The organism is Candidatus Bathyarchaeota archaeon (genome assembly GCA_029882535.1).
GTDB lineage: Archaea > Thermoproteota > Bathyarchaeia > Bathyarchaeales > SOJC01 > JAOUKM01.
The window spans coordinates 82,775-106,441 of the sequence record JAOUKM010000003.1 but is presented as its reverse complement, the minus strand read 5'-3'; the positions used below and the strand labels follow the sequence as shown (position 1 = coordinate 106,441).

The window sequence follows — 23,667 nt, the reverse complement described above, 5'->3', positions numbered from 1 at the left end:
TATATTTGTAATTGCAATCTAAATTCCACCGATCTAATATGTTCTTCCAAGATAAGGAAAAACAAGAAACACACGCAAGAGACAGAAGCACAAGATTCAAGCAGACGGAAATTAAGAGAATCTTAAGAGCAGTGCCAAACGAGAAGGCTTTTTACTTCTACGAAGAAATTGGAAAACCTACGGGGCAAGTTGCCACGAGTTTACTTGATTTCTGCAAGAAAATTAACACTACTCCCTCCTCATGCTTGGTCTTCCACTTAAAGCGGAAAGATTTCGAGAGATGGATCAAGAAAACCATAAGAGATCCTGAGCTGGCTAAAAAAATTGGCAACATCAATCCCAATGACTTCAACTTGAAAACGAAGCTATATGCAACAGTCAACATGCACATCAAGGAACTAAAAGGAATGTTGCCAGCCCAATCGGTCATTTCTGAACCTCTGCCTGTTGTTCCGCGCTTCTCTAAAACTGAGCTTTCGCAATAAAAAGAGTATTCCCACTTTTTGGCTTTATCTTTCTTGCGAACCAGTTGTACTTGCTGCATTAGAGCATATACCACTGCCCTTGAATCCCTTTCATAAGCCCCTAAAATTCTAATTTCCCAAGTTGCACAACCTTTTAGATTAGTTTCATCAGCCTTTTATGCACGCTCAAAAGAATATTATTTGAATATCAGAAAAAACCTATGTGCGCATTGAAACACAATAAATCAGTAAATATGTAGATTCTAATTTAGGATCGATTTTAAGCGGTTGAGTGCGTTGATGCTAAAGGAAGATAGCAACGTAGCCACAAGCAGAATAATTTTTCACGTTGACATGGATCAGTTCTACGCCGCAGTGGAAGAGCGTGAGCATCCGGAATTCAAAGGAAAACCGGTTGTCGTTGGAGCCGATCCGAAAGAGGGAAAGGGACGAGGAGTGGTGAGCACTTGTAACTACGAAGCGAGGAAATACGGAATAAGTTCCGGAATGCCTATCTCAAGAGCTTGGAAATTCTGCCCTGACGCCGTATATATACGATCCCACTACAGACTTTATATCCAAACTTCGTCTAGGATCATGATGATTCTGCGGGAATATGCAGATAAATTTGAGCAGTGGGGGCTCGACGAAGCTTTTCTCGATGTTAGCTCAAAAATTGGCAACTTCGAAGAGGCAAGACAGCTGGCAGAGGCAATAAAGCGTGAGATTTACGAGAAGGAGAAGCTTACCTGCTCAATAGGTGTTGGACCTAACAAAGTTGTGGCGAAGATAGCAAGCGACTTTAAAAAGCCTGATGGGATAACAGTTGTTGAAGGGCGTGATGTTGAACGTTTCTTGGCTCAGCTACCTGTACGGAAACTGTTGTGGGTGGGCAAGAAAACAGAGCGTAAGCTAAATGAGATGGGTATAAGAACGATAGGCGATCTAGCTGCTTTTGACGTGTCGGTTTTGACTGAGAAGTTTGGTGTAATGGGTGCTCAGTATCACTTTTTAGCTTGTGGTATAGATAAAAGTGAAGTTACTGAGAGAGGCGTAGTCAAATCTGTAAGCAAAGAAACCACTTTTGAAGAAGATACATCTGACTTTAACTTAGTCCTTGAAACATTAGCCAAGCTCAGCCAAGGAATCTATGAAGAACTCGTAGAACGTAAACTGTTCTTCAAAACAGTGACTATTAAAATCCGTTATGAGAACTTTGAAACTCACACACATGGAAAGACCCTGCCTTTTTCCACGAATAATCTTCAAAGCCTCCAGAAAGCATCTAGAGAACTTATTCAACCATTTCTTAGCAAAAATAGAAAAGTAAGATTAGTAGGGGTGAGAGTGTCAAATTTCATCTCTAGCAAAGAACAGATAACTCTCATTTGATGATATTCTAGTAATAGCTTCAGGTGAAAGACAATAATAACTTATGCTCTTTTCAAAAGAAGATATACCCTGTAAAGGGTATGCGTGATTCCCCATTATTTTGGGGACGCACACCATTCGCGCTGTGCGCTTACCTTAAAATCTTACAGCAAAACAATATCAAACTTATGAAGAGAGAATCAACATTTAGGATGCGTGTGCAGAGATGAAAACTTATGTGCGGCTGCGAAAAATAGTTCTTCAATTAACATGTGGTGTTTAAGATGAGTTGGCCAACTAGGAAAGATTTGGAATTGTTGGGCAGCATGCCTAAAGACAAGCTACTGGAGCTTTTCTTTTTGCACATCAAGAATCTTTGGCGAGTTGACGGTCTGTATTTCCTTGGAATAGAAGAAAAATTTGGAACAGGGGCGGCTACTGAAATTGATGCAAACTGTTGGAAAGCCTTGGGTAAAATTGAGGCTAGAGAACTAAAAAAAATGTTAGGCGTGAAGGAGAATGTTGAGGCTCTGATGCAAACTTTGCGGAACACAAGTTGGGCTCTGTATCAGACCGAAAAACAATCTGAAGCATCGACTGAGAAAGGAACTTTCCGAGTAATACATTGTCGAACTCAAGAAACGAGAATAAACAAGGGCTTAGGCGAGTTTCCATGTAAACAAGTGCGATTTGGCTATCTCCAAAGTTTTGCAAAGGAGTTTAACCCAAACATGAAAGTAGTATGCAAAATGTGTCCTCCGGGGCCACATCCCAAAGGCATATGGTGTGAATGGGAGTTTACTCTACGTTAACTGCCTCAAGAAAAAACATGTTGGGTGATTATACTACATAGTAGTCGACAACTTTCTTCATGCGTTTTGGAGCCATTTTCTCGCTCAGTTTTTTGAGGATGCGAATCATCTGCGGCTGGAAGCGTGCAAGGTCTGTAAGCGTCACTAATCCCATTAACCGTCCACTTTCAACTACTGGAAGCTTTTTTATCTTCATTTTAAACATTAGCTTGGCAACTTCTTCCAATTCCATGTTTGGTTCCACGACAATTAGGGGTTGAGACATAACTGTCTCCACTTTTGTTCTTTTAGGATTCTTTGCTTGACTTACCACTCTTTTTAGCAAGTCTCGTTCTGTTAGTATGCCAACTGCTTTACTGTTTTTGGTAACAATTAGGCAGCCAATTTCAAACCTGTTCATGATGTCTGCCGCTTCCTTTACTGTTGATTTCTCATCTACCGTGATTACCTCTTTAACCATTACATCTTCAACCTTTAAGGACATAGATACACAACCACATTTAGTATTCTAAACTTGGCATATAAACTAACAAAGATTTACAGTTATTTCTTTTTAGTTTTTGTCTCTGCGTAGAAGGACAGACACATAGTGGCAGGGATTTTTCTTTTAACCATATGTGTCTTATAAGAAACTTCTTTTGGAATTGCTGAAACAGAAAAACTAAGAACCTCGTGATTGGGGTTCAAAAAGGTTAGTTTGGCGTAAACGGGGCCTTATTCCTACTCCAAGACCCTGCATAACTCGTCTATTATCCTCTTGACCCGTCCTTCAGTCGGTATTTTCGCCAACTCGAACTTTTCCCGCCGCCTATCTAGCGGGCGAGTTGCATCTATACCCATCTTAGTGGTCTTGCCAGACTCTTGGTTCGCAGAAGGATCCAACGTAGAACCTCGAGCACTTGGAATAGTAATCAAGTCTTCGTTCGCTTGAAAACGCGTTGCAATCGCCCACTCCACTTCCACAAGATTGTAAACATCTACATCTGCGTCAACAACTACTGCATGTTTGAGGCTTGGATGAGCGCCGAAAGTAGCCATCAAAACGTTTTTAGCGTCTCCATCTTTCTGCTTCTCGATTGAGACTATGGCGTGAAGCCAGCCGCACCCGCCGTAGCTGAGATTAACCGCTTTAACCTTTGGCACTGTGTTCGCAGCTGCCTCCCAAATCTTCACTTCCCGTGGCAAACCCATCAAGAGCTTGTGCTCGCTTCCAGAAGGGAGAAGCGCTTGGTAAACAGCGTCGTTACGCCGCATCACCCCAACCAACTCGATGACTGGCTGGCTTCTCTGAGCGTCATATGTGCCCGTTATGTCAACAAGCGGACCTTCCAAAACCTCTTCTTCAGTTGACATCACGCCTTCAAAAACGTATTCTGCTTCTGCAGGCGCATAAACATCTACATGTTTACACTTCACTAAGCTGAAATTGCCCTTAAGCAACGTATTGGCGATCTCGTATTCGCTGACGCCGAAAGACACTGGAGACGTAGCTGCCATCGAGATCGCTGGATGCAAACCTATGGAAATAGCCACTTCCAAGTCCTTTTTTGCCTCTTTCGTCATGCTCCACAACTTGTAAAGCTGCCGGGGCACAAGCCTGATGGCTAAGCGTTTGTCATCGAGCACCTGAAGCCTATGAATCGAAACGTTCTCAACCTTCTTATCCGGACTGCGCGCCGAGACTATGGCTGATGTTATGTAAGGACCAGCGTCTTTCTCAAAATGAGTTAGAATTGGAATTTTGGATAGCTGTGGCTTTTCCACAACTTCCTTAACTGGGCAGTCTTCAACAGTTTTTGGTTTGGTTGGCGAACACCAAGCTTCTGTTAGATGACGATACAGGTTTTCTTTTTCAACATCTAAAGCTTTGCAAAGTCTCTCTCGTGTTCCACAAACATTAGCCACAACTTTAGTCTCGTAGTTTTCAACATTGTCAAAAAGAAGAACTGGGCTGTCATGATCGAAGGCTTTCATTATAGAGGAGATTTCGAATCGTGGCGACACTCTTTCGCTTATATGCACCGCTTTCTGTTTCTTTTCTGTTTCTTGGAGAAAGCTTCGCAAACTCATATGCTGACACTCTCTCCTTCTCTATGCTCTTGTTCTGCTTTGTTTACTGTAGTGACTTTTTCGAAAAGCTTCATTAGGACCGGGTTCGCTTCGGTTTCGCTTATGGTTTTGAGGTATATGGAAACTAGGCCTATTTTGCCAGTTTTGTTTGCTAGGCGTTCTGCTAGCATGCGTGCTGTTGTGGTGTTTCTGTCTCCTAGAAGCACTGAAGACAAAAGTGGCGTAGCAATTAGTTCAGCGGTGGGGGGTACGGATGCTGCTAAGGTGCCTAGCTGGTCTTCCGCTTCGCTAAGTAAAACCAAGACCGCGTTTTTCGTCTCTATGTAAATAGCTAAAAGGCGCATATTCTTCTCTAAGATTTCTTCTTTCACTATTGTTGCTCTAGGCATTCAAAATCCACCGTATCATAATTAGCTCTACTTAACCATTATTTAGTGTTTAGTCAACGATTGTTTGAAGGAGCCTATTCAAGCCTCTTTATTATGTGGTATCCAAACTTCGTTTTCACGATAGGCGAAACTTGTCCTTTCTGAAGGGCGAACGCGGCTTTTTCGAATTCCTTCACCATCTTTCCTCTGCCGAAGGTCCCGATGTCTCCGCCACGTTTTCCTGAGGGACAGAGCGAAGCTTCCTTGGCGATGTTTGCGAATTTTTCTCTTTTCTTCAATCGTTCTAGAACCGTGTTTGCCTCTTTTTCCGTTTTTACAAGGATGTGGACGCAGTGAACTTTGTTTGGCATGAAGAACAATTGTGCGAAACTGTTTATAAGGTTCTCCGCTGCTGCTTTTGTTGACAACTTAAAAAGCGACCCTATAAATGCGGTTTTGCTTAATGCTTATCTCAAATGGCGACATACAACATGACCAAGAAAAGGGCAAACAAAATCTTGAAAGTGCTTCGAAAAGAGTTTAAGTTGCCAGACTGGAGGAGAAAGGAGAGAGACCCTTTCGAAACACTAATTGTCACCGTGATTTCGCAGAACACAAACGGCAGAAACACGGCTAGAGCTTTCGAAAACCTTTCGAACAAGTTTGAGATAACTCCCGAAGCCCTTTCGAAGGCTGACGTAGAAGAAGTTGAAGAAGCTCTCAAAGTGGCGGGTTTGTATCGAAACAAATCAAAAGTCATCAAAAAGCTTTCCCGTATCGTTCTGGAAGATTTTGGAGGTTCCCTAAACTTCATCTTTGGGACATCACTCGAACAAGCTCGTGAAAAATTGCTTGGGTTGCCAGGTGTGGGTTCGAAAACCGCTGATGTTGTGCTTCTTTTTAGTGCAAAGAAGCCAACCTTGCCGGTTGATACACACGTAAATAGAGTTTCGAAGAGACTGGGGCTAGTCGATGGGGGAGCCGATTACGAAGGCGTGAGAAAGAGGCTTCAACTACTTTTTGACTCTCAAGACTATTATGCTGTTCACATGTTGTTAATCTTGCATGGAAGAAGATATTGCAGAGCAAAGAAACCATTATGCAAGAAGTGTCCAGTTAATCAGTTGTGCCCGTTTACCTGAGTTTAAGATTAGCTCCAAACAGTCGTGGTTGTGCCGATTTCTCTGTATACATTATCTAGCCTCACCTTGCCTACTCGTATAGTAGCCACCTTTTGAGTTACTGGAGTGTAAACTTTCATAACTTTCCTTCTGTAATCAATGCCCCATATGATGCCTAGACCTAAAAACTTGTTTTCTTCATCATACAATCCCACAACTAAGCCTTTTTCATCGCCTTTCTGCACAACTCTGACTCTCTTCTTGAAAACTTCCTCAGCTTTATACAACCGTTCAAAGTCGAGTCTTTGACTTCGCCTCAAGACTACCCAAATGGCTTCAACTGTTTCTTTGCAGAAGACAGGTTGAATTCCCAGGGTTTTCTCTATTCTTCTTAACCGTTCATTGGTGAGAAATAGGCTTGGAGAAGAGTGTACCCCCTCTATTTTAGTCCAGTTAAGCGGGAAGCCTTCTACTTTAGCGTTTCTCAAGTATCTTTTGTAGCTTAGCTCACGGAGAGTTCTTCTTCTTTCTTCGTCACGTTTTCTGACAGCAGTAGACGGCTCCGCAGTTAAAACTCGATTTTTCTCAAGCTTGTCTATTATAGGCATAAGCTCTTTTTCTCTTTCTATCCCTACAACTACGTTAGGCACAATTGTTTCTGTCAACATAACTTTGTATTGAACAGCCTCTTCACCTTCAACCCAGCCGTCAGTATTTATCACTAAAAAACCCCTATTTTTTTGGAGAACACGCCCTTTGAAGTCAACAATGCAATCGGCAACACGTTCCTCTGCACCACTCGGGCTTGTAAGACCAAGAAAATACACGTCGTTAGCCTTGACATAAAATAAGTCCTTTACAGGTTTTTTGATGTAGGCTAAACCTATTGTAGCGGGCGGTCCTATATCTGATTGTCCCAAGTCAGCGTCAATGACAGCTACTGTTCGATTTGCTTTGATAGCAATGTTAGCTAAGAACGTACAAAGACTCGTCTTTCCAGAATCCATTTCACCCATAATCATGACAACTGTTGGTTTCTCCAGAGCAAGAATGTCTTCTGCTATCTTATGCCATGAGGCAGGAACGGTATCTCCATCAGCCTTTTCAACTATTGAGTTTTTACTATGCATTATGTCAAAAGTTGCTTCTTTTTTGACGTAGAAAGGCATACGTTTCCCATCTCTAATTACAATTGTTTCTCCAACACCTAACGGTGCACCAAGAACTTCTACTTCGCCTGAAACAAACCGTACTGAGGCTGGGCCGTTGACGAGTAGAGTTTTGTTAGCTGTAACTTCTTTAATCACTATTTTTTCCTTCTCGGCAGTACCCGACCTTGTCTTTGAGCGATTTTTATGGCTGAGCTGATATCTATTTTTCCTCTTCTATGTGAGGTTTCGCCGAGAGATTGGCTTGTTCCCTCTTCTCTTACGCTTTCAATGACCACGTTTCCCGGAAGAACCTCATTTAGACGGCGCCAAAGTTCTTCCGCATAAGAAGGTGCACCATTCCCGATTCTAATAATCGCGTGAGTGGCTGGTGTGCGGCTTAAAACGTCTTTTATTGTGTTTACTGTTTCGTTTAGGCTTGTACAGTTTTTGGTTTCGACCATATTTCCGTCTCCGAGAACTGCAGCGCCGAAGTTCTGACCAGGATCGACTCCTACTATGAGTCTTTCATACGTTCTCTTTCCTTTAACTATCCTAATTGCTTCATCTACAACCTCTACTGGATCTTTGCCTTCTTCGTATTCTAGCACATTTCCATATGTTATTTTCGGGTGCTCCTTCTTTGTCGTTATGACTACTTTTACGTCTATGGGAACTGTGTCATTTGGCGTTAAGCTTAAGAAAGACACGTTTCTCTTTTTAAGCTCATTAACTAGCAAGTAATAGGCTTTCCCAGAGACTGTTGCTACAGCGATTTTTGCTTTCATAGCTTAGTCCTTTCATGTTGACCATAGTCAACGTAAACAAAGTTATTAGTTTTTAGCAGGTATTAATCTGTTTTGACACGTGAGTCTCCTTTGCAAAAAATAATTCCCACAGGTTGCGGTTCACTAGATGAGCAATTGAGAGGCGGATTACTAGAGGGAAACATTGTGCTCGTTTACGGAGAAGCAGAAACTGGGAAAACGACATTGGCTATCCAATGCGCTGCTAACTGTGCAAGAATGGACTACAAAACAATTTTCATAGACTGCGACAACACTTTTTTTCCTAGGCGTATGGCTCAAATTGTTGCTGACGACTTTGAAGCGCTTGCGTCTCAAATTATTTTGATGAAACCTGAAGATTTTGAACAGCAAACTTTTGTGATCGATAGGCTAAGCGAATACATAAGCAGGAAAGTGGGGCTCATTGTTGTTGATACTGTTACAGGTCTATACCGTGAAAGATTAGGAGATGACATGAAGGAAACATTTGCCCTAAACCGTGAATTGAACCGTCAAATGGCATGTTTAGCTCAAATCACAAAAACTCAGAAGGTGGCGAGTTTGATTGTTAGTCAAGTGCGGAGCGTGGTTTTTGAGGAACGCGAACTAGTGCAACCCGTTGCTACAAGGGTTTTGAAGTTTTGGGCAGACACGATTATAAGCCTAAAGCCAACAGCCAAAGCAAACATAATCAAAGCCACAATGAAAACACATACAGATAAAAAGCCTGCAAAACCAATATTCTTGAAAATTGAAGAAAAAGGCTTACACGACTTTAGGAGATAAGCTTTCGGAAAGGAGATTTGATAAGGGACATGTCGCTGGAATTGGTCGCGGAATCTCTAATATACATATTTCCCGCCTACAGCGCCAATGCCGTTCCAGCAATATTAGGTGGAGGACAACCTTTAGACTTCGGCAAAAACTTTAAGGATACTCGACCAATTTTTGGTTCTCACAAGACTTTTAGAGGCTTCTTTGCAGGTTTACTTGTCGGAACATTAGTAGGCGTTGGAGAAAGCTTTGTTTTCAACAACTATAATCCATTGTTGGGTTTTGTGCTCTCTTTGGGCGCAGTAATGGGAGATTTGGCTGGCGCTTTTGTTAAGCGACGGCTAGGCTTTGCTCCTGGTGCTTTGTTCCCCATTGTTGATCAGGTTGGCTTTGTTTTGTGTGCATTGCTTTTTTCTCTTCCAATTGAGCCACCAACAATTGCCGAGGCGTTAATCATTCTCGTTGTCACAATACCGATACACCTTTTAACAAACTTTCTGGCGTATTTGGTGCGTTTGAAAAAGAAGCCGTGGTGACTTCTTCTAGGCGTCTGTTTTTCTATTATTGGAAGGGTTTTATTGTGCTTGGGAAAAGAAAGAATTCCACTAATACCCACCCGATTAGCAAGAGGATCAAGCCGATTAAGAGTGTGGTGTATGCTTCTCGTGGGCTGTAGGCATATTTGGTGCTTTGATACATCAATATTAGTCCTATGATGCCGAGTGAGTATAAAGTCATAGAGGCGATGCTTTCGCCCAAAAGTTGATCGTTTAGGGCTTGGGGGTAATAAGGTATGATTCTTCCGCCACTGATAAATGCCACTACTGGCTGTTCTATAAGGTCATATATTCCCCCTCCGAGCAGAAAGACAGAGGTTGCTATGGCTATGCCTGCTAAAAGAACGGTTGAGGGCTTGAGCGTCACGAGTTTCCAGTAGGCTTTCTGTAGATAATAGGAAAGCGATGAGGCACTTTTTCTTGCTTTGCGAGACATCCCTTTCTTTGCTCCTAAGAGTTAAGCATACTCTTCTTCCCTATATGCGTTCTCATAATCTACTTAAATATCCCTTCTCTGCCCAAACATATTCCTACTCTTTGCAGCCTATTGCTAAATAAAATCCCAAGTGAGTAGAAGAGACTCACACATCGTTTTCCCCAACCTTTAAACTTGACAAACCCTAAAGAAAATAGCCACACAAAAGGCGCACCACTATGCCCAACCCAAAACTACGCAGCATCCACAAAGCAGGCGTCCGAGTACTCAAAGCGATCTCCGCACCAATACGAATACAAATCCTAGCCCTACTCCTAGAATACGGTCCTATGTCTTATACAGAAATCATGAACACCTTAAAACTCGATGCTACCCGCGACGCCGGACGCTTCGCCTACCACCTCAAATCTCTCCTAAAAGCCGACCTTATCGAACCCGACGTAGAAACCAAAAACTATCGTCTAACAGACCTCGGCCGGCGCATTATCGAAATTACAGACGAAATAGATGACCGAACATACAAACGTAGAAAAATGCTCGTCCGCACCTCCCACCTGTCCATAGAAGAGTTCGACAGAAACAAAATCACCCAATCATTAATCACAGAAGCCAACGTCCCTACAGATCTTGCCCAAAAAATCGCTCGAGAGGCAGAAAAGCGTCTCCAGCAGTTCAAAACCAAATACTTAACAGCCCCTCTGATTCGTGAAATCGTCAACACAATTCTCCTAGAAAAACACTACGAAGAATACCGCCACAAACTCACGCGTCTTGGCCTCCCCGTCCACGAAGTTACCCGCCTGATTGACGCTCCAAAAACAAACGTAGAAGCAGTTCATAAGGCAGCAGGAAACGCAGTCATGGAAGAATACACTCTTCTCAGCATTTTGCCCCGCAGCATCTCAGATGCCTATCTAAGCGGCAGCCTGCATCTCAACAACCTAGGCACATGGACACTGAAACCAAACGAAATCACTCACAGCCTTCCATACTTCCTACAATTTCAAAAACCAAAAACCCTTGAAGCCGCCCTCAACATCACAACAAACGTCACCCGAAACACTGCAACAGAAACGACAGGGCAACAAAACTTAGACAACTTCAACATCCATCTGGCTCCCTACACAAAAGACATAGCTCCCAACAAAATCAAAGAACTCCTGCGCCTCTTTATCAAAAACCTAAATCAAACAACTCCAACGCCCACAACAATAAGCCTAGAGTTTTCAGCGGAAAAGAGCGCGGCATACGCTGATGAAACTCAACAGCTCACGCTCTTCCTGCTAGAAACATTAGCTGAAGAAAACAAAATACATCCACTAAAGAACCCAAAAATAATCATAAAAACGCAACGAGTTCTCAAAACTAGTGAGGCAGAATCTCTGCTGCATGAAGTACACAAACTAGCAGCAACAAGCATTCTCGTATACTTTGCTAACCTGTACCCAGATAACCAAATAAACGCTACATACACAGCTTCAGGTTTGAGACTTGCAGACGAATGGCAACAAGACTGGGAACTTGACACTCAACGAACAGGAAACCTAGACACAGCGACCATAAATCTGCCCAGAGTTTCCGTTGACGCCAAAGGCGACGAAGACAAATTCCTTGAACTCCTTGACGACCAGCTTAACATGGCCAAACAAGCCTTAGCAATCAAATATCAGACGATTAAAAAACGAGTAAAACAAAACCTCTTACCTTATTTGACGCAAAAAACAAACGGCGATCAGTACTTCAGATTAGAAAACACAACAAGAACAATAGTCTCTATGGGAATAAAGGAAGCCGTTCAAAAATTAATGGGCAAAGAGATTGCTGAAGATATTGGAAAAGCCTTCGTGATTACGGAAAGAATTTTGAAACACATTAACGCCTACGCGAAAAAACATGCCAAAAAACCGCAAGCTCGATTGACAACAGCTGTCATTCCAAACAGAACGGCAGCAAAGAGGCTTGCAATGCTAGACGTGGAGAAATATGGCTGGGGAGTTGTGAAAACGAAAGGCACAAGGGGGAATCCCTACTACTCAGACATAAACACAGTTTCCCCACTCGAAAAGGAACAATTTAACATTGAAGAACGAATACACCAACTAACCCTTGGCGGACACTTAGCCCTCATAGAGACCGAAGACCAGCAGCCCTCTGTAGAAGAACTGCTAGCCAAAACAAAACAATTGACCACAAGCAACATAGGCTTCTTCGCCTACAATCTCTCTTTTACATACTGCCACCATTGTAAAAGCACATCTCACGGAACACACCTAAAATGTCCCAACTGCGGCTCTACAAACATTTTAACTCTAAAACAGTTTTAACGAAAATAATGAAAAAACATGGGTTCTACATTTTTATGTCAAACACCGCGTATGTCAATTTTGGAGAGTAAAACTACAGAATTTTATATGATTTATTCTAAAAATTTCAAGTAGTCTGTCATATGTGCAAAATTCACAACTTTGTGTGTATAAAAACCATGGCTTAAGCATAGTCGACAATCTGTTTTTAGCATAAAATGTATATTGCAAGTTCTAAGAGCCTAGTGGCAGTATTGTGTTTTGCTGCGGGGGTTTTTCCACGAGCAAACAAGAATATTCCGTAGATTCACTCAAATATTTCCCGCGAGTCAGAACGTCCAGAATAATGTTCGAAGACTTCAACCCTAAAAAAATAAAAAATTCCCTAGTGAAAGAAACAGGACTTCCAGATGAAGTTGCAGACAAAATATCACTAGACATCGCAAACCGAATAAAAACATTAGATCTGGAGTTCTTATCTGCTCCGTTGATTCGCGAATTTGTATGTGTAGCACTGTTAGAGAACAACTTTGAACCTGCCAGAGCCCGATACACTAGGCTTGGTCTTCCACTATTTGATGTCGACAGGCTTATTCGCGCTGGCGACAAAGAAAACGCTAACCTTCAACACAATCCAGAAACAATTCACAAGCTCGCCGCCGACACCATCTTTGACCAATACGCGTTATTAAACTGTTTGCCACCACACTTGGCAGACGCCCACATTGCTGGTGCTATTCATATTCACGATCTTGAATATTTTGCGACTAGACCTTTCTGCCAAGAGCACGACTTGCGCTTCTTTCTTAAGACTGGCCTTATTGTTGACGGTCAGGGCGTGCATACGGCTGTTGCTGGCCCTGCGAAGCATCCTGAGGTGGCGATTTTGCATGCGGCGAAGGCTTTGGCGGCGGCGCAGACGAATTGGGCTGGTGGACAAGGGTATGACTTCTTTAATGTTTGGCTTGCTCCTTTTGTGCGGGGCATGTCATATGAGCGTATGAAGCAGTTGGCGCAGATGTACATTTACGAGATGTCGCAGATGTACGTCGCGCGGGGTGGTCAGACTGTGTTTTCCAGTATTGCTTTGGAGTGTGCGGTGCCCAAGATTATTTGGGATGTGCCTGTAGTTTTGCCTGGTGGAAAAGTTAGCGGGTTGGAGACGTATTTGGACTATTTTGATGAGGCTAATGCTTTCTTTAATGCTATCCTCGACGTTTACATGGGCGGGGACTATGTGGGGAAGCCGTTTAACTTTCCGAAGTGTGAGGTGAAGTTGCGGCGGGAGTATTTGGACAAGTTTGAGGATGAATATGTTAAGGTGGCTGCTTTGGCGTCGAAGTTTGGGACTCCTTACTTCCTTAATCTTTGCCCTGATTATATGCCAGATATTGTGAATAGTCAGTGTTGCCGGTTGATTTTTACGCCTGACAGTGACGAGTTGAAAGATTTTCATCGGGGTGCTATGCGGATGGGGAGTTTGCAGGTGGTGACTGTTAATTTGCCGAGGTTGGCTTATGAGGCGGGTGGGAACGATAATAGGTTGTTTGGGTTGTTGGATTTGCGTATGGATTTGGCTAAGGATGTGCTTTTGGTTAAGCGGGGTGTTGTTCGGAAGAGAATGGAGGGTGGTGCGTTGCCGTTTTGTAGTATGGATTGTTTTGGGGAGCCTTATTTGAATTTGGATAAGCAGGTGTTGAATGTTGGGTTTGTTGGTTTGAATGAGTTGTTGAAGGCGCACTTAGGCAGTGAACTGCACGAGGATGCGGGTGCTTGGCGTTTTGGGTTGCGGGTGATTAGGCACATGGTTGAAAGGGTAAATGGATACGCAGAAGAAACTGGTTATCGGTTTGGTTGCATCCAGACCCCCGCAGAGAGTTGTGCGCACAGGTTGGCTTTGGTTGACAGGAAGATTTTTGGAGATAAGGCGATGGTGCAGGGCGACTTGGGTAATGGTGGGATTTATTATACGAATAGTTCGCATGTGCGTCCTTCGGCTGGGATTCCGTTGTTGGAGCGGATTAAAATTGAATCTAGCTTCCACCCGTTAACCAAAGGCGGTGCGATTATGCATGTTTTTCTTGGGGAGAGTAGTCCGTCTGCGGAGTCGGTTTGGAGTTTGATTAGGCGTGTGGCTACGGAGTCGTTGGCGGCGTATTTTGCGTTGACTCGGGATATGACGATTTGCCGTAAATGTAATGGTGTAGAGGCGAATTTGCAGGCTCGGTGTAAGCGGTGTGGGGCTGAGGGTGATGATTTGGAGCATTGGTCGAGGATTACGGGGTATTATCAACAGTTGCGGGGTTGGAATGCGGGGAAGGTGCAGGAGTTTAAGGACAGACACAGATACACAGTCTAGCTATGGCAGAGACATGAAAGAACATATGAAAATCTATTTTGATACCAACGTTGCTGATTTCGCGTTTACTGCTAAATGTTGGGAGGAAAACAAGAAAGACGTAAAATTTTCTGGCAGTAAAGACATAGACATGACCAAAAACATCCTTGCTCTTAGGTACCTTCTTGATTTGAACATTGAATGGAACTTGACATTTGGTACATCTATACTGATGAAAAGAGAAATAGAAAAAATCAGATTTGAAGATAATCTTCGCTATTACGCCCAAAAACACCTTTTTCTTGAAACATTTTACTATACCCTAGAACACCTGTCATCAAGAATATTTGAAAAAAGACAAAGCAAAAAACCGAGTATCAAAGAAGAGAAAAGAATGGTTTCGAAAGAGGCTTATAGGAATTGTCGTAGACAAAGATGATGTCGAACATCTCCTTGAGTTTATGGAGAGTGGTTGGGATGTATTCTTGACTTTAGATATAAAGCACATTTTGAAGAGAAGAAAAATCTTAAGCGAGATCGGTCTAAATGTTTTCAGTCCTTTGGGGTTCATTAGAAGCTTCTTAAGTGTTGAAAGTGGAGATGAAGCATTAGAGTTGCTTAAAACTGCGCTACATGGATCTTGGTCGAGACATTTTATAATCGAAAATCCCATAGGAAATAGCAACATTTTCTAATAGTCCAGCACCGGCTTCAAAAAAGAAGGAATCCTCTGCCAAGCCCTCTGGACCCAATCAAGCACATGGATCGATGGCATCCTCCGCCAAGAATGGAAACAACCATAAATCTTGAAACCATAAATCCCAAATCCACATTCTTAATTCATAACTCTTTTACTCCTTTCTCCGCCGTACTATTCTATTTCAGAATCGGAGATGACAAAATTGAATAAGAAACAACTACTAATCATGATAATACCTCTAGCTCTTTTAACATTCATCCCTCTAATCGTACAAGCCGCCGAAATCACCACATGCACCTTCAACAAAACCGCCTACAACCAAGGCGAAACAGGCTACACATCAGTAACCATATACAACGACAAAGACGACAAAATCAGAGTCACCGAACTAACCGCCCACATAGACTACTACTACGAAGGAGGAACTGCCTACATCCAAACCTTCTACTACCGCACCACAGACCTTCCCGTAGAAATCCAACAAGGCCAAACAGAAACCCTCAATCTCCCCTTCACACTACCAAACAACATCGCTCCAGGCTACACAACCCTCCTCGTAAAAGCCAAAACCGAACAATGGAATAACAACTCTGAAACATGGTTCTCGTCAGAACACCCAACCTACCAACCAACACTCTACATAGAATCACCTTACAAACAGCAATTTGAAGACCAACAAGCAACCAACGACCAATTACAGGAACAAATACAGGAACTACAAGCAATTAACACCACCACAATAAATATAATGTATCTCTTAGGTGTTACCGCCATAATTTTCGCAGTGATAATGATGTTTCTCATAATCCTCAACAGAAAAGCAAGAGTAATACCGCAACCTGCAGTCTAAATACAAATCTTACACCATCCTTAATTTTTTTCAAAATCCAATGGACAGACGCCCACATATACGGCATACTCAGAATGGAAACAACCAGAAATACTAGCCTAAATTTCGAACTTCCCATCTCTCAAAACTATCTTCGTTTCTCCATCTTTTCCCGTAACCTTCACTGTTGGCTTAGAAACAAGAAAATCCATGTGATTACTCGAAACATTCCTTCCACCCGGCATATCCGTATTATGCCCAAACGCAGTATGAATAGTCCCAAGAATCTTCTCAGCCTCCAAAAACTCCTCCAACGACTTAGCCTTCGGATTAACCCCAAACGCAAACTCGCCCACCACCTTAGCCCATTCATCCGTACCCAAAGCACTCCTAACCTGCTTAAGTGCCTCTTTGTCCTCCGAAACCGTGCCTACCACCTCACCCTTCTCCACCATAAGCTCAACAGGACTCTTCAAACGACCAACCCCCCCAACAGCCACATCACACACAAGCCTACCCTCCAAAGAATCCTCAACAGGCGCCACAATAACCTCCCCAGTCGGCAAATTCATCCACCTCAACGACTTCCAATCAACAACCGTATCAGTAAAAAACTCCCTCCCCACAACACTAAACGAAACATCAGTACCCGAAGGAGACACAACCTCAACCCCTGCAGGCTGCCCCAACTCCCTCATAAGCCTACCAGCGAAACCCTGCATACTCCTATGCTCCTCAGCAGACAACGCCAACGCCCCATCAGTAAGCATCCGCAAACTCACACCAGGACAATGACCCAAACGAACTCTCCCCCCCCTCGTCTCCAAATGAATAAGCTTAATCCGAAACGGCACCTCCTCCCCAACCCCCCGCAACAAATTCACGTACAAATCAGGCTTCTGTCCACTCAAAACCTCCAAAAGATGCCTAGGAACCTCCCTCCTAAACCCTCCACCAGTTTTTAAGACTATAAACCTCGTCCAAAGCCCCAAAGCCAAAGCACCCTCAGCAAACGCCCTTCCAACCTCAACCTTCACATCATCACAAAAAACCACAACCCGCTCACCAGTCACAGCCCCAAAAACACACCCAAAAGCATTCCTAGCAGCTTCCCAACCACGCAAACAAACCACCACACTCCCTAATACAGCAACCAACAAAATAAACTTTAAACTACAACACATATTTGGAACCAAATAGTCTAGTCTCTGCGCGGAGAACACACACCCTTAAAAACCACAACACACCCCTCTAAAACGAAGCACACCCATGACACTCACACTTTTCGACCCCTGGAAATCAAAACTATGCACCTGCCCAACAAAACTAACCCTAAACCCATACACAGGCTGCCCCCACCAATGCACATATTGCTACGCCAGCTCCTACATACCCAACTTCTCCCACTGCAGACCAAAGAAAAACCTAATTCCAAAACTCAAAAAAGAAGCAACCAAACTAAACGGCGAACTCATTTCCATCGCTAACTCCAGCGACCCCTATCCCCCAATGGAAAAAACTTTAGGTCTAACAAGAACATGCCTCCACATTCTTTCAAAACACAATTGTAAACTTCAACTAGTGACAAAATCCCCCCTCGTAACAAGAGACATTGATATACTCCAAAAAACACCCAGCATGGTCTCCATAACCATAACAACAGAAAACGACAAAACCGCAAAATCCCTCGAACCCTTTGCTCCACCACCCTCAAAACGATTAAAAACGTTAAAAAAACTAGTTCAAGAAAACATTCCAGTATCCGCTCGCATTGACCCCATAATCCCCTTTATTAATGACAACCCAGAAAAACTCATCAAAAAACTGGCTTCAATTAGAGTCTCCCACATCACATGCAGCACATATAAAGTCAAGCATGACAACTGGAAAAGGTTTACTCACGCCTTTCCTTCCCTAGCTAAATCGTTACAACCCTTATACTTCGAGAAAGGAGAACGAATAGGGCGAAGCTTTTATCTTCCAAAACAGATGAGACAAGGAATAATAAAAAAAGTTAAGGAACTAGTCGAGAACGAAGGACTAAAATTGTCTAGCTGTAGAGAAGGCTTCCCGCAACTTAACTCAGCGATTTGCGATGGTTCATGGCTGATACCTTCGCTGGATACAGGACCTACTAAGAAATGCCATTGAAAATTACTTCTAGAAAGTTAAGCTTTTAAGCCTTATCAATGAACCGACTGACAGTAGGCACATCCGGCGACAAGCCTCTCCTCTCCCTAGTTACTCTAATAACCTCTGCAGTAACACTCTCTGGTGCCTTTTCCCAATGATCAAAAGTACTCTGCCAAAAAGCATGCCCTGAAGTAGCCGACCGCATTTCAGCAGACAATCCGAAAGTTTCAGCGACTGGAATAAATCCCGTGATCATCGTTAAAGGGCCTTTCTGCTCCGAGGCAACGATACGTCCCCGCTTCCTTGTAATCAGACTAGAAACTTCACCAACCCATTGAGCTGGTACTGACACACCAGTTTTGTAAACAGGCTCAAGAATGACAGGCTTCGACGACAAGAAGGAACCTAGAATTCCGCGTCGAGCAGCTGGCATGATTTGCGCCGGGCCCCTATGCACTGGGTCTTCATGTAACGAAGCGTCCATAAGCTTCACTTTTAACCCTCTCATAGGCTCTTCGCACAGTGGCCCATTCTGACATGCCCATCTGAAACCTGAAATTACCATGGTTCGAACTTCACGTAGATATTGTACTCCTTTCGTCAAGTCAACCAGAACATTCCTATGTTCTTCCAATGTCCATACATTTCTCGCTTCTTCTGTGGGCCAACCTGCTTCCTTCAAAATTGTGCCCATTTTCTTCCTTCCCATCTCCTCTGCCAAGTCGCCCTTCTCGATCAATTGAATAATGTTCTCTTCAAGCGGCTCTACTTGTATCCAAAACTTGCTGTGTTTGTTTGGGCTTTTTGCCATGGCAATAATTCCAGGTGATAGTGTAGATTCTCTGTAGACCACTAGTGGTTTGGATGTGATTATTTCGAGGTCTCCGCTTGCGTATTCTTTGAGGAACTTTACTGCGATTTCTAGGTGCAGTTCGCCCATGCCGCTTAGCAAGTATTCACCGGTTTCTTTGTTTATGCTTGTTACGAGGTTTGGATCTTCGATAGCTAGGCGGTTCATAACGTCGATGAGGCGAGGTAAATCTTTTGGGTGTTTGGGTTCGATGGCAATTGTGATGACGGGTTCGGAGACGTACTTTATACGTTCAAAGGGGACCATTCCATCTTTATGGTTGATGCTGACTAGGGTTTCGCCTGCTCTTGCTTGGTCGAGGCCGAGGAGTGCTGCTATGTTACCTGCATCTATTTGGTCGACGACATCTCTGAAGGCGCCCATATACATGGAGACTTGTTGTATGCGGTAGTTTCTTTTCGTGCCTACTAGGTATACTTGTTCTCCTTCTCTTACAACTCCCGAGAAGATGCGTCCAGTTGCAACTAGTCCAGCATGGGGATCCATTTGTGCTAGTGTGATGCACATTACTGTGGGACCTTTAGGGTCAGCGTTGAGCATTGCTTTTCCCAGTTCTGAGTCGATGTCGCCCTTCCAAACTTTTGGGATCCTGTATTTTTGGGCTTCTAGAGGGTTAGGTAGATGTTTTACGACCATTGTTAGGATGGCTTTGTGGAGGGGAAGTTTATTGGGTAGTTCTTCGACTTTTTCGTTTTTGTAAGCGTCTATTATGTCGTTGAATTTGATGTTCTTTTCTTGGGCAATGTCAACTGTGAATCCCCAGCGGTGGAGAGCTGAGCCGAAGGCGACTGTGCCTTCTGCAGGGTCAACTTTCCAGTTTTCTTTTTGTTCGGCTTCGCCGTATAAAGCGATGAGGTTGTTGAAGTCGCGTATTATGCGGGCGAGTTTTTTTTGGATTTCGTTGGGGCCGAGTTTGAGTTCTTTGATGAGACGGTCAACTTTGTTTATGAATAGTACGGGTTTTACGCGTTCGTTTAGAGCTTGGCGAGTGACTGTTTCGGTTTGAACCATGACTTCTTCGACTGCGTCTATGACTACTACTACTCCGTCTATGGCTCTTAAGGCGCGTGTGACTTTCCCTGTGAAGTCTACGTGGCCTGGGGTGTCGATGAGGTTGATGAGGTAGGGTGTTCCTTTTTCTTCGTGGAGGAGGCTTATGTTGGCTGTTTTTATTGTGATGCCGCGTTTTTGTTCTTCTTCGAGGTAGTCGAGGGCTCGGGCTTCGCCTGCGATTTTGGGGCTTAGGAGGCCTGCTTCAGTGAGTAGGCTGTCTGTCATGGTGGTTTTGCCGTGGTCTATGTGGGCGATTATGCCGATGTCTCGTATGTTTTCTTTTTTATTCATGAGTTCGAGCATGTCTTTGGTTTGTTTGAATCTGGGCAATGTTATGTGTTCCTTTTTTGCTTGTGAGCTTACATGGTTGTAATGGTTGTCTCCTATTAACTTTACTGAGTATGAATGAGGTGTGTGTTTGGCGTGGTGACTGGACTGCTCTATTTGGTTTCTAGTAGGTTTGATGTTTTGTCGAGTAGAAGCTCTGTCTAATCTGGGATTTGCAGCTATTGCGTTTTTGCTAGGATCATGAAAATTCCGAGAGTTATTAAGGCTACGCCGCTAATATTGAAAAAGATGGAGTATGTTAAACCGGGGCTCGTAGTGGTGTTGTAGATCACTATTGCGCCGATGAGAATTATTAATAGAGCAAAGAATTTCTCTGCGATTGTGAAACCTGTCGAGTCTTCTTCTCTGCTCACGTCATAACACCTTTGCGGTTAAGGCTTACATATGGTTGTCTAAGTTTTATTTTAATCTTCTTAAGCGTATATGATGCCTATTTTGTTTCCCTTAGTTTGGCTGGCAAGTACTCGTCTACGATGTATGTGAGACCGTAACGGCTGAAGGCTTCCTGTTCTGCTTTCTTCCGAATTTTCATGAATGTCTTTATCTCTCGCTGCCACAGCTTGTCCTTGTATCGTGGGTCTCGCTGCAGCTCGTGAAGACGTTTTATGTCGATTTCTGTTAAGGGATCGCTCGGCAGCTTATAATCAACTATGTCCGTCGCCCAAACTCCGCTCCATTTTGCGTCAGGCGTCGTTAAGTCTCGAAGATGGGCGGCGTTAGCTGAGCCTGAAATTATGACCATGGCAATGTGCATTCCCCATGGGTCGCCGTCTGTCAAAATATAAACTGGCAATTCCAATTCCTTGTTAAGTCTACGAATAAAGTGGCGTGTAGCTCGGGGAGCCTGCCCCGCAGTCAAGACAAGCAGCGCGTTGTGTTTTTTGTGCACGTTTTCTTCGATAAACCGGGTGAACAAACCGCCCTTCTCGATAGCGATTACTTTGTCTGCGCTGGTTTTCACGAACTCGCTGTATGTCAATGCTGGGCCTACCATTAAGCCGTCTGGGTGCGATGTCAGGTTCATTTGTCTTCCTTCATAGCCTGGCACGGTGTATTCGATTGTTAAGTCGCCGAAGACGGCGGAACGTTCCTCTGGGAAAACATTGAAGTCTTCTCTGGCAAGACCTATTGTTGTTTCCAAGTCTGTGATTATGTTGTCTGATTCTGACTGGTCTTTGAAGGACATGTTGTAGGCTTGGGCTGAATAGTAAACGTCTCGAAGGGTTGAGGTTTTGCGTTGAGTTGAGAGTTTATGGGCGAAGAAGGCTGTCCAAACAAGCTGGGTGAAAGGGCGGATGTGACGGATGTTTCGAGCACTCCGCTTGACTCTTCTTTCTCCTAGGATGTATTGCCGAAGCTCGGGACTGTAGCAAATATTCTCTGTGGAACGGCTGGGCATCTTAATCCACGGAAACTCACCTTGCTCCATCTGGCGATAAAGCGTTTCACCAAGCTTTTCCAAGTATGATACTGTTTCCTTTTTCTTCTCCACTGCTGAAACGTTATTTTCTTGTTTCTTTTCCTCCAATCCTGTTCACACTCTCTAACAACTTTCTAATGTCAGGCTCTCTTTCCATACCAGCTAGTTCTGTAGAAAACTCGGCAATCTTTGGCAGATACTTGGAGAAAACACTTAGCCGCCTCTTCTCCTTCTCCACGTGTTCACGCTTTGACAGAAAACGTTGAAGTTTCCGTGCTGCCTCTCGTACACCGTTTAAGACCTCCCTCTTAACCTCAGGTCTATCGGCAATAAACTCTTTGCCCACAGTCTTGTACGGAATTTTGGTGCTGCAAATGTGAACCAGCACGACAATGGGCATGTCCTGCGAGACCTTGTATCTACGCCAGTTCATGGCTTTGATGACGCGGAACGAAACGTCGCTGGCTTCGTCGTAAAGAAGAGGAATACGATTGGCAAAACGGTAGAGTACGAACTCTCCTTTTTTTGAAATGTCTCCCCCGTAGGCTATTGCCGTTTCTACGATGAAAGGGTGACCTGCGTAAGTGGAAGGTTTGCGTTGGCAAACCGCGATAAATTCTGGTTTCAGCTCCTTCAAAATTCCAGCTCTCAACAATTCTTCCCCAAGAGGTGAGAGGCAACTTGCGCTTGGCGGTCGAAACTCTTCGAAGTGCTTCATCATCTGCACAAGTTTCACGATTTCTTGGGGCCCCAGCTTTTTCGGGTTTTTTGTTTTTGGAATGACAGCGAATTCAAGAAATTTGTGGGCTACGTTTTCGCTTACTCTGTGAAAGTGGGTTCTCAAAAAATCTAACATTTTTCGACGAGGTGTCATTTGTATGAGGCGTTTAACCGTTTCCACATCCACCCCATATGGGTGGGGTAATGTTTCTTTGGGTGGAGGAGGCATTTTCGTTGTTACGCGTGTGAATTTGTATAGGCGTCCTTTTGGGTCGACGAAGGTTATGTTGGCGTAGGGATTTACAAGTGCCGTTTGTTTCAAGTATTCCAAGATTTTTGGCATAGCGCGGAAATAGTCGCCTTCGAGATGAAACTCTACAATTGTTCCATGCCACTGTTCCTTATTTATCAAAACTTTGCGTTCTAGAATTATCGGCTTGTTTCTTTGAATGTCAATCATTATGCTATACTCGTAGACTTTCGTGGAGCCTGTGCTTGAGACTATGTGGGCTGGTTTGTGAGTGGTAATTTGTCCATACAGAACTGCCATTGTGCCGCCTAGTCCAAAGGTTCCTCGAGACTGTTTTAACTTGTATTTTGAGCCGAAGAGCACTTGTCCGAAGGCTGAAGGAATGTGGCGCGAGGTTATTCCTGAGCCATTATCTTCAACTCTCAACCTGTAAACTCCTGTCTCTGAGCCACCTTCGCCGTAAGTTAAACGGACGTAGATTTCTGGAGGAACCTTTGCCAGTTCTGCGGCGTCTAGAGAGTTTTCCACGAGCTCTCTTATGGAGGCGAATATAGCACGAGATGGGTTAGTGAAGCCTGCTATGTCGCGATTACGATAGAAGAAGTCGGCTGGGCTGATTTCCTCGAATACCTGACTTACCATCCCGCTTTCTCCACTTTTTCACCTATTAGTGGGTATATGTTGTGGCATGTAGAAATATATCTTTTCACAACAAATAAGGCAATTTTCTGCAACTACTTTGGTTTTTGTGTCGTTTGCCGCCGAGATAGAACCAAAGAAGCACATATACAGA

23 protein-coding genes are annotated in these 23,667 nt (G+C 43.7%); 11 read left to right on the top strand and 12 right to left on the bottom strand.

Annotated features, from left to right (window positions below):
* Positions 1-38 precede the first annotated feature (38 nt).
* From OEX01_02160 to OEX01_02150, 3 genes are all read left to right on the top strand, one after another.
* Positions 39-485, top strand: coding sequence for a DUF5752 family protein (locus OEX01_02160; protein ID MDH5447793.1), 447 nt, complete (start codon positions 39-41; stop codon positions 483-485).
* Positions 486-764: 279 nt separating this feature from the next.
* Positions 765-1,856, top strand: a complete 1,092-nt coding sequence (gene dinB / locus OEX01_02155) for a DNA polymerase IV (GenBank protein ID MDH5447792.1) — start codon at positions 765-767, stop codon at positions 1,854-1,856.
* A 263-nt stretch (positions 1,857-2,119) separates the two neighbouring features.
* Positions 2,120-2,647, top strand: coding sequence for a DUF6125 family protein (locus OEX01_02150; protein ID MDH5447791.1), 528 nt, complete (start codon positions 2,120-2,122; stop codon positions 2,645-2,647).
* A gap of 28 nt (positions 2,648-2,675) precedes the next feature.
* On the opposite strand, the gene OEX01_02145 is transcribed toward OEX01_02150, so the two are convergent.
* The 4 genes from OEX01_02145 to OEX01_02130 all read right to left on the bottom strand — a co-directional run bounded on the left by OEX01_02145 (position 2,676) and on the right by OEX01_02130 (position 5,513).
* The gene (locus tag OEX01_02145; GenBank protein MDH5447790.1) at positions 2,676-3,131 is read right to left on the bottom strand and encodes a CBS domain-containing protein; all 456 of its coding nucleotides are present in this window, start codon (positions 3,129-3,131) and stop codon (positions 2,676-2,678) included.
* A gap of 236 nt (positions 3,132-3,367) precedes the next feature.
* A complete protein-coding gene (locus tag OEX01_02140; protein MDH5447789.1) occupies positions 3,368-4,717 on the bottom strand; it encodes a UbiD family decarboxylase in 1,350 nt (449 codons plus the stop codon).
* A complete protein-coding gene (locus OEX01_02135) occupies positions 4,714-5,106 on the bottom strand; it encodes a proteasome assembly chaperone 4 family protein (protein MDH5447788.1) in 393 nt (130 codons plus the stop codon). The genes OEX01_02140 and OEX01_02135 overlap by 4 nt, the downstream gene beginning before the upstream one ends.
* Positions 5,107-5,180: 74 nt before the next feature.
* On the bottom strand, positions 5,181-5,513 hold the full coding sequence (locus tag OEX01_02130; GenBank protein ID MDH5447787.1) for a peptidylprolyl isomerase: 333 nt from the start codon (positions 5,511-5,513) through the stop codon (positions 5,181-5,183).
* Positions 5,514-5,576: 63 nt separating this feature from the next.
* Between OEX01_02130 and OEX01_02125 the strand changes: the two genes are divergently transcribed.
* Positions 5,577-6,227 carry an endonuclease III gene (locus OEX01_02125; GenBank protein MDH5447786.1) on the top strand — a complete coding sequence of 217 codons (651 nt, stop codon included), beginning with the start codon at positions 5,577-5,579 and terminating at the stop codon, positions 6,225-6,227.
* 8 nt (positions 6,228-6,235) lie between these two features.
* On the opposite strand, the gene OEX01_02120 is transcribed toward OEX01_02125, so the two are convergent.
* Together OEX01_02120 and OEX01_02115 are read right to left on the bottom strand one after the other, a co-directional pair.
* The gene (locus OEX01_02120) at positions 6,236-7,513 is read right to left on the bottom strand and encodes a Clp1/GlmU family protein (protein ID MDH5447785.1); all 1,278 of its coding nucleotides are present in this window, start codon (positions 7,511-7,513) and stop codon (positions 6,236-6,238) included.
* Complete coding sequence (locus OEX01_02115; GenBank protein MDH5447784.1) at positions 7,513-8,142, bottom strand: hypothetical protein; 630 nt, start codon at positions 8,140-8,142, stop codon at positions 7,513-7,515. Before OEX01_02115 ends, OEX01_02120 begins: the two co-directional genes overlap by 1 nt.
* Positions 8,143-8,232: 90 nt before the next feature.
* Here OEX01_02115 and OEX01_02110 point away from each other — a divergent pair, with 90 nt between their 5' ends.
* Complete coding sequence (locus tag OEX01_02110; GenBank protein MDH5447783.1) at positions 8,233-8,928, top strand: AAA family ATPase; 696 nt, start codon at positions 8,233-8,235, stop codon at positions 8,926-8,928.
* A 29-nt stretch (positions 8,929-8,957) separates the two neighbouring features.
* The gene (locus OEX01_02105; protein MDH5447782.1) at positions 8,958-9,452 is read left to right on the top strand and encodes a CDP-2,3-bis-(O-geranylgeranyl)-sn-glycerol synthase; all 495 of its coding nucleotides are present in this window, start codon (positions 8,958-8,960) and stop codon (positions 9,450-9,452) included.
* A gap of 25 nt (positions 9,453-9,477) precedes the next feature.
* Here OEX01_02105 and OEX01_02100 read toward each other — a convergent pair whose 3' ends face one another.
* A complete protein-coding gene (locus OEX01_02100; GenBank protein ID MDH5447781.1) occupies positions 9,478-9,909 on the bottom strand; it encodes a hypothetical protein in 432 nt (143 codons plus the stop codon).
* Between the two features lie 218 nt (positions 9,910-10,127).
* Between OEX01_02100 and OEX01_02095 the strand changes: the two genes are divergently transcribed.
* The 4 genes from OEX01_02095 (at position 10,128) to OEX01_02080 (ending at position 16,100) form a co-directional block, all read left to right on the top strand.
* Positions 10,128-12,233: a helix-turn-helix domain-containing protein gene (locus tag OEX01_02095; protein ID MDH5447780.1), complete on the top strand. Its 2,106-nt coding sequence runs from the start codon at positions 10,128-10,130 to the stop codon at positions 12,231-12,233.
* A gap of 325 nt (positions 12,234-12,558) precedes the next feature.
* Positions 12,559-14,571, top strand: coding sequence for an anaerobic ribonucleoside-triphosphate reductase (gene nrdD / locus OEX01_02090; protein ID MDH5447779.1), 2,013 nt, complete (start codon positions 12,559-12,561; stop codon positions 14,569-14,571).
* Between the two features lie 13 nt (positions 14,572-14,584).
* A complete protein-coding gene (locus OEX01_02085) occupies positions 14,585-14,989 on the top strand; it encodes a hypothetical protein (protein MDH5447778.1) in 405 nt (134 codons plus the stop codon).
* 463 nt (positions 14,990-15,452) lie between these two features.
* Positions 15,453-16,100: a hypothetical protein gene (locus OEX01_02080; GenBank protein ID MDH5447777.1), complete on the top strand. Its 648-nt coding sequence runs from the start codon at positions 15,453-15,455 to the stop codon at positions 16,098-16,100.
* A gap of 98 nt (positions 16,101-16,198) precedes the next feature.
* Here OEX01_02080 and OEX01_02075 read toward each other — a convergent pair whose 3' ends face one another.
* Positions 16,199-17,203, bottom strand: a complete 1,005-nt coding sequence (locus tag OEX01_02075) for an aminopeptidase (GenBank protein ID MDH5447776.1) — start codon at positions 17,201-17,203, stop codon at positions 16,199-16,201.
* A 145-nt stretch (positions 17,204-17,348) separates the two neighbouring features.
* Between OEX01_02075 and OEX01_02070 the strand changes: the two genes are divergently transcribed.
* Positions 17,349-18,230, top strand: coding sequence for a radical SAM protein (locus OEX01_02070; GenBank protein MDH5447775.1), 882 nt, complete (start codon positions 17,349-17,351; stop codon positions 18,228-18,230).
* 25 nt (positions 18,231-18,255) lie between these two features.
* Here the strand turns inward: OEX01_02070 and OEX01_02065 are convergent, their stop codons facing one another.
* The 4 genes from OEX01_02065 to OEX01_02050 form a co-directional block, all read right to left on the bottom strand.
* Positions 18,256-20,466: an elongation factor EF-2 gene (locus OEX01_02065; protein MDH5447774.1), complete on the bottom strand. Its 2,211-nt coding sequence runs from the start codon at positions 20,464-20,466 to the stop codon at positions 18,256-18,258.
* 176 nt (positions 20,467-20,642) lie between these two features.
* Positions 20,643-20,837: a hypothetical protein gene (locus OEX01_02060; GenBank protein ID MDH5447773.1), complete on the bottom strand. Its 195-nt coding sequence runs from the start codon at positions 20,835-20,837 to the stop codon at positions 20,643-20,645.
* Positions 20,838-20,914: 77 nt separating this feature from the next.
* Positions 20,915-22,012 carry a DNA topoisomerase IV subunit A gene (locus OEX01_02055; protein MDH5447772.1) on the bottom strand — a complete coding sequence of 366 codons (1,098 nt, stop codon included), beginning with the start codon at positions 22,010-22,012 and terminating at the stop codon, positions 20,915-20,917.
* Complete coding sequence (locus tag OEX01_02050) at positions 21,987-23,516, bottom strand: DNA topoisomerase VI subunit B (protein MDH5447771.1); 1,530 nt, start codon at positions 23,514-23,516, stop codon at positions 21,987-21,989. The genes OEX01_02055 and OEX01_02050 overlap by 26 nt, the downstream gene beginning before the upstream one ends.
* Positions 23,517-23,667: the final 151 nt, after the last annotated feature.